6 protein-coding genes are annotated in these 6,845 nt (G+C 67.2%); 4 read left to right on the top strand and 2 right to left on the bottom strand.

Annotated elements, in window-relative coordinates; translation table 11 throughout:
• Positions 1-176 precede the first annotated feature (176 nt).
• Both RTL41_RS14940 and RTL41_RS14935 read left to right on the top strand, forming a co-directional pair.
• On the top strand, positions 177-545 hold the full coding sequence (locus RTL41_RS14940; protein ID WP_312165822.1) for a hypothetical protein: 369 nt from the start codon (positions 177-179) through the stop codon (positions 543-545).
• A gap of 110 nt (positions 546-655) precedes the next feature.
• The gene (locus tag RTL41_RS14935; RefSeq protein ID WP_312165821.1) at positions 656-1,039 is read left to right on the top strand and encodes a hypothetical protein; all 384 of its coding nucleotides are present in this window, start codon (positions 656-658) and stop codon (positions 1,037-1,039) included.
• A gap of 201 nt (positions 1,040-1,240) precedes the next feature.
• Here the strand turns inward: RTL41_RS14935 and RTL41_RS14930 are convergent, their stop codons facing one another.
• Positions 1,241-2,188, bottom strand: a complete 948-nt coding sequence (locus tag RTL41_RS14930; protein WP_312165820.1) for a glycerophosphodiester phosphodiesterase family protein — start codon at positions 2,186-2,188, stop codon at positions 1,241-1,243.
• A 23-nt stretch (positions 2,189-2,211) separates the two neighbouring features.
• Positions 2,212-5,115 carry a TonB-dependent receptor domain-containing protein gene (locus RTL41_RS14925; RefSeq protein ID WP_312165819.1) on the bottom strand — a complete coding sequence of 968 codons (2,904 nt, stop codon included), beginning with the start codon at positions 5,113-5,115 and terminating at the stop codon, positions 2,212-2,214.
• A gap of 196 nt (positions 5,116-5,311) precedes the next feature.
• Here RTL41_RS14925 and RTL41_RS14920 point away from each other — a divergent pair, with 196 nt between their 5' ends.
• A complete protein-coding gene (locus RTL41_RS14920; RefSeq protein WP_312165818.1) occupies positions 5,312-5,875 on the top strand; it encodes a sigma-70 family RNA polymerase sigma factor in 564 nt (187 codons plus the stop codon).
• On the top strand, positions 5,872-6,843 hold the full coding sequence (locus RTL41_RS14915) for a FecR domain-containing protein (RefSeq protein WP_312165817.1): 972 nt from the start codon (positions 5,872-5,874) through the stop codon (positions 6,841-6,843). Before RTL41_RS14920 ends, RTL41_RS14915 begins: the two co-directional genes overlap by 4 nt.
• Positions 6,844-6,845: the final 2 nt, after the last annotated feature.

Genomic DNA, 6,845 nt, shown 5'->3' with positions numbered 1-6,845 from the left:
CCAGTTCAATAGGGACCTGCCAGTGATGGGCTCCAACAACGTCCGCTAAGGGTCGTGAGCGGTCGCGAGTCCCGCCGCCAATAGAAGACCCGCGTTAAGTCCGCTCTTGGGCTAGTGGGAGATTTCGGCTTCCGACCCGTTGCGGACGTCAGCGCGCTTGGCATACTGCGATCGCAATGATGCACCCGCCCTCTCTTCCTGACGAAGTGAAAGCTCGCGCATTTCTCGCGACCAATGGTGAGCTTGGCATATGCCTCGCCGACGTGAGGTCTTTCCTGAATGCTTGCCGAGCTGATCGAGTAGAAGTTTTCGGCTGGGAATTGTGGGTCGTCAATCACACCTGGGGTGCCGAGAATGACCCCATACCGGCGGGCGGCCTTTGGTGCGGCGGAATCCCATTGCGCGATCAAGCTATTCCCGCGGTTGTCGGCGGGAGCGGCGATCTTGCTGAAACGGAGCGACAACTGGCGTCATTCAGCGTGACGGACGAGGTGCAGCGCGACTGGATCTCGCATGTCCGGGTGAACTTCACGCTTGCGGAGTGATGTCCGCTTTCCACCGAGGCCGCAGATTGGCCCCAACGCTTTAACTGTGCTGAGGTCCGCTCCCAGCCCCTGCCGACTTCTGAGATGTCTGCTCCGGGGTGCGGAGACGAATGTCCTTTGTCGTGACCGAAGCCTGTGACCGGGATCGACCCGTTGCGGACACAGGCATCGGCCTGCAATCTGATGGCATGGGAACGAAACTCAGCGCGGAAGACGCCGGTGCATACGAGGCTCTAGACTGCCTTTTGTTTCGCCAATGGGACCCCATTGGCGTCTCAGACATGGATGGGCAGGCTGACGATGAGTATCGAGCCTATCTGCCCGGTTTCTGGGATTTGGTCCGAACCGGTTCTCCTGAGACAAAGGTCGTCGAATACCTCGCGGAGATCGAACGTGATCGGATCGAGTTCGAAACTAGCGACGAGCACCGACTAGACATAGCGCGAAAGGCTGCAGCTTTAGTCGCTGCTTGGCGTCTGGCGGTGCGCCCCTAGCCAAGCTCCGCCCCCTCGCTGACATTCCTGATGTCCGAAGTTAGGAGCTTGACCCTCATGCCCGATTAGAGAAGGCGACATTCTCTTAAGGTCGAGCGGACATTTGAGCGCTTCCTGGCGAGCCGTCACTTGGTGGCTCGCCAGGAAGCTGACACGGACCAAGTCGGGGAGGCTGGTTCCGTCGTCAATCTCAGGCCGGTGCTATCGCCCGACGCCGCAAGCTTGCAGCCGGCGGGCGTAGGTGGGATCAGCCAACATAGCCTCGGCTGCCGAGAGCGGACGATTGGAGACGATCATACGCGGCCCCAGCTGGGCGAATGACTGGTAGAGCGCGGCGTCGGCGCGGGTGCGGTAGAGGGCGTCCGGCGACTTGGCGTTGGCGTAGGTGCCGGACATCGCCGTAGCGCCCAGGGCTTCGAGCTCGGGGATGAAGGCGGCGTCGACCTCGCCCGGGCGCACCATGGCCAACAGCTTGCCATCGACCAGGCCGGCGGCCTTGGCCTTGGCCAGTTGCTCGCGGTCGAACACCGGCAGGGCGAGCACGGCGTCGGGTTTGGCGCGGCGCAAGGCCTGAGCCTGCGGGATCGTATAGGCCAGGAACATCACCCGGCCGCCCGCCCCGGCCTTGTCGATCTCGGCCATCAGCAGATTGGCGTCGGTCTGCGGCTTCACGTCGAGCAACAGCAGGACACGGTCCTTGGCGAAGGTCAGCACCTCAGCCAGGGTCTGTGGGCTTTGATCGACAGGCTGGCCGGTCGGGTCGCGCTGCTTGAGCTTGGAGATGCGCGCCCAGGGCTGTTCGGCGATCACGCCGTGACCGGTGGTGTTCCGGTCGAGCACCCCGTCGTGGTTCATGAACAGCACGCCGTCGAACGTCTGTTGGACGTCAGTCTCGATGAACACCGGGGCCAGCGAGGTCGTGAAGTCGAACGTCACGGTCGAGTTCTCGGGGTGTTCGGCGAGCGGCCCGCCGCGGTGGGCGCCGACCAGCGTGACCTTCTGCTCGCGCAGGCAGGACAGGAACTGCGGGATTCGGCCGTCGGCGGCCTTGAGGATGTCTGCTGAGGTCGGAGCCGCAGCCGCGGCGGTTGTGGCGAGGCCTAGGAAGGCGGCGCTGGCGAGGAGCCCGCGCAGAAAGATGGCTTTCATTTCGGTCACTACTTTCACGAGGTTCAGAAGCTGAGATTGACGCCGGCGTAGATGCGCCGGCCGAGGACGTCGTAGAGCGCCGCGTCGGTCGCCCCCTCCCCAGTCCAGGCCGGCGGCTGGCGGTCGGCCAGGTTGAGCACGCCGCCGCGGACCTCGACCCTGTCGTTGACGCGGTAGCGGCCGCTCAGGTCGAGATAGTGCATGGCCTTCACACCCGGCGCCGAGGCCACCGCCGCGCCGACGTTCGTGGAATTGTCCATCTTGTCGATCCAGCGCCAGCGCAGGTTCAGGCTGGCATGACCGACGCGCCAGTCGAGGCTGGTCGTGGCCCGCCACTCCGGATGGGAGATGGCGTCAGCGCTGATCTGAGCGTTGCCGATGGTGCCGGCGTAATCGACGAAGTCCGCGCCTTGCAGCGTCTGGATGGCGTATTCACCGGTGTAGGACACCAGCACGTTGAGGCTGAGGTCGCCGAGACGCTCGTCAAGACCGAGATCAGCCAGAGCCAACGACCAGTCGCCCTGGAAGTCGACGCCCGAGGTGCGGTAGCCGGCCAGATTCAGCAACGGGGTCTTGATCGTGGCGAACCCGCCGGACGAACCGCGGCTGATCAGCTGGCAGTAGAAGTTCTGCGGGTCATAGGTCGGGTTTGACCCACCCTGGCCGTTGAAGCAGCGCTGGGTGATGACGTCGCCGGTGACTAGGCCGATCGCGTCGGTGATCTCGATTGCATAGTAGTCAACCGAGGCTGAGAACCGCTGCAGCAGCGGGTGGCCGAACTGCGGCCGCCAAACCATGCCGAGTGTGTAGGTGTCGGAGGTCTCTTCCTTGAGCTCGAGGTTGCCGGCGACATCGGACTGGACGTTGGTGGCGGCGAAGCGGTGGTTGTCGACGACGCTCAGCGGCACGCCCGTAGCGATGCAGAGGGCCCGAACCTGGGCCGCGTTCGGGCCGGTGCGGTACGAACTGCCGATATCGCAAGGGTCGCCGCGGCCGGCCGAGATACGGCCGACAGTGGTGCCGCTCTGCTCGGTCGGCTGGAACAACTCGCCGACAGAAGGCGCACGGATGGCGCGCTGGTAGCCACCGCGAAGGTGCAGGGTATCGCTGAACGCCCACTCGCCGCCAAGCTTGTAGGTGTGCACCCCGCCGACGGTGTCGTAGTCAGAAAAGCGGTACGCGAGATCGAGATTGATCTCCTTGGCCAGCGGCAGGTCGCGGACGACCGGGATCAGCAATTCGACGAACGCTTCCTTGGTCGAAGTCTCGCCGTGGGTCGGGTTGCTGAGGCTGGTGGCCAGCACCGAGCCGCTGATCCGCTGGGCGTCGGGCGAGAAGTCATAGGCGTTCTTGCGATAGTTCAGGCCCGCGGCGAACCGCAGGTCGCCGGCCGGCAGCGTCAGCACGCGGCCCTGGGCGGTGGCTTCGAAGTTCGTCTGCTCGAAGACCGTGGTCTCGTGCATCTCACGCAGCAGGTAGTTCAGGCAGGAGGCCGACGGTGCGGCCAGCGCCAGCGGATCGAGCCCGCCGGTGCAGACGCTGCGGCCGCCGTCCGCGGCGTTGACCAGCGACAGGAACGCTGCGCGGTCGATGTAGCCGGCCAGGCGGGTGTTCTGTTCGGTGCGGCCGAAGGAGGCGTAGGCGTCCCAGCCGCCGTCGATGATCTCCAGATCGCCGCTCAGGCCGCCCAGCGTCTGGGTGACGTTGTAGGCGCTCTCGGCCACGTCCGGCGCGTAGCGGCCGGTGTTGAAGTAGAACAGGATCGGGGCGTTCGGGTTGGGCCGGCTGGCGGCGATGGCGCGCACGTCGGCCGACAGGAAGGGATTGGTCACCGGCAGATAGACGTCGCGGGTGATCGCCTGGTTGCGGCCGTAGCCGGTCTGGTTGGCGGTGTAGTGGGCGTAGTTGAACTGGCCGTAGGCGCGGATGCTGTCGGTGACCTCGTAGGTCACGCGCCCGTACAGGGTCTCGCGCTCGAGCGGCTGCTGCAGGGGCGCGGCCTCGCCCAGCGACACTGAGACCTGGCCGTTGGCGGTGATCAGATAGGGGCCGTCGTCGCCGAAGCGGTAGTTCATCGGCGGCAGGATCGTGAACAGGGTGCCGTCCGTGTTCTGGCTGAAGGTGGCGTTGCGCGGCACGTTGGCGGTGACGCCGTAGCGCGCGAAGACCGTGTTGAGCGCCGCCTGTGACGGCAGGTTCGCGGCGTCGGCGTAGAGCAACCCGCTGGGTAGGACCGGGGTGATGCCGCCGTCCTTGAAGAACGCCCGGCTGCCGCGGTTGACCCGCTGGCGGTCCATGTACGAGGCCGATAGCACCGCGTTGCCGCGGCCGTCGGCGAAGTTGCCGCCGATAATCGCGCTGAGGTCGAGCACCTCGCCGTCGTCACGTTCGGTCTGGCTGTACTGGGCGTCGAGCGCCAAACCCTGGAAGTTGTTCTTCAGCTTGAAGTTCACGACCCCGGCGATGGCGTCCGAGCCGTAGACCGCCGAGGCGCCGCCGGTGATCACCTCGACGTTCTCGACCAGCGAGGCCGAGATCGTGTTGAGGTCGATGGCGCCCAGCGGATCGGAGGGCTGCATGCGCCGGCCGTCCTGCAGCACCAGCGTGCGCGAGGGCCCCAGCCCGCGGAGGTTGGCGTAGGCGCGTCCCGCGCGCGCCTGGCTCGTTGACGTCCCGCCAGCGTTGGCCGCAAACTGCGGCAGCTGGTTCAGGGACGTCTCGATGGACGCCGGGCCCGAGCGTTGCAGGGTCTCGGCGCTGACGGTCACGATCGGGCTTTCGGCGGCGTAGTCCTTCCGCGCGATCCGCGAGCCGGTGACGACCACTTCCTCGACCTGGTCGGGCTGTGATTGGGCTTGCGCGCCCTGGGCCCACAGCAAAGCAGTCGCCGAGGCGGCGGCCAGCCGCGCGGCTTTGTTCGAGATCATGAAAACGGTCCCCCGTAACTGAGACGCCCTCGCTGTGAGGGCGCGTTAGAGGGGAAGGACGAAGGCTCCGCGCCGATCCTCACCTAAATTTTCGAAAGTTTGGGCGAGGCAAAAACCGTCACAAAACCATGGAATGAGCCGCACGCACCTGCGTTCGGCCGAGAGCCTGCGCAGGCCGAGTTCAGGGGCGGTTTGCGTGGCGTCACTCTCCAGTTCCGAGCCCTATCGCTCCGGCGGCCCCTTGCGGTCGGGCGAGCTCTCTAGCGCCTATCGCCGGCCGCTGATGGCCTTCTTCCTGCGCCACACCGATGATCGCGCCGAAGCCGAAGACCTGACCCAGGAAGTGTTCGTCCGGATCCTCAAGGGTGCGCCGGAGACGACGGTGCAGGCGCCCGACGCCTTCGTCTTCACCATCGCCGCCAACCTGCTGCGCGACCGCTTGCGGTTGCGGATCGCCAAGCGTGCGGACCGGCACGTCAGCCTCGACGTCGATCCGACCCAGGATGCGCCCTCCGAGCCGCTCAACATCGCGGCGGAGACCGTCTCGGCCGAACGCGCGCTGATGGACCGCCAGCGCCTGAAGGCGGTGCTGAAGGCGCTGGAGGAACTGCCCCCCCGGACGCGGGACATCTTCGTCCTCGCCCGGCTCGAAAAACTCAAGCACGCGGAGATCGCCTCGCGCATGGGGGTGTCCGTCAGCGCGGTGGAGAAGAACCTGGTTCGCGCCGTCGCCCATCTCGCCCGGCGGTTCGGCCCATGACCCACGCGACATCCTTCATCCCCGGCGTCGATCCGGACGAGACGGCCGCCGCCGCCTGGCTCGCCCGCCCAGAGCCCGACTGGACGCCGACGGACGAAGCGGCCTTCCAGGCCTGGCTGGCCGCGGCGCCGGCCCATCGCGAGGCCTATGAGCGCGTCTGCGCCTCGATGGACTTCGTGCAGGCGCACGAGGACGTCCCGGAACTGGCGGAGCTCAGGCGGCGCACCGCCGCGCGCACGCGGCCCGCCCGCCGCGGCCTGATGGCCGGCGCGCTGGCCGCCAGCCTGGCGGTCGTGATCGGCGTCGCGGCCTACCAGGCAGCGCCGGCCAAACAGGAGAGCTTCGAGACCGGCCTGGCCATGCGCAGGATCACCCTCGCCGACGGCTCGCAGGTGACGCTCGACGCCCGCACCAGGCTCGACGTCAGGCTCGGCGCCAAGGCGCGCGACCTGGAGCTGGTGCGCGGGCAGGCCAGCTTCGAGGTCGCCCACGACCCCGCCCGGCCGTTCGCCGTGCGCCTGGGCCGGCAGGTGGTGGTCGCCACCGGGACGGCTTTCAATCTCGACCAGGCCCCTGAGGCGTCGGTCGTCACCCTGGTCGAAGGATCGGTCGACGTCCGCAGCGCCGCGGATGACAAGCTGCTCGCCCGGCTGTCGCCCGGCGATCAGTACGCCGCGCGCAACGGTCGAGTCCGGGTCGCGCGGGCCGATCCGCGCGCGGCCCTCGCCTGGCGCACGGGCAAGCTGATTTTCGACGACGCCAGCCTCCGCGAGGCGGCCGAGCGCGTCGGCCGGTACGCCGATCATCCCATCCGCGTGGCGCCCGCCTTGAGCGATCTTCGAGTGAGCGGCGCATTCGACGCCGGCGACCAGCCGGCCTTCGTCCGGGCGGTGGAGGCGTATTTGCCCGTGCAGGCGACCACCGCGGCCGACGGCGCGGTGGAGTTGCGACCGCGTCCGGCTTCATGACC

The organism is Phenylobacterium sp., from assembly GCF_031984885.1.
In the GTDB taxonomy this organism is placed as follows: domain Bacteria; phylum Pseudomonadota; class Alphaproteobacteria; order Caulobacterales; family Caulobacteraceae; genus Phenylobacterium.
The sequence above is the reverse complement of the archived record's forward strand: the minus strand, read 5'-3'. Positions and strand labels throughout refer to the sequence as shown.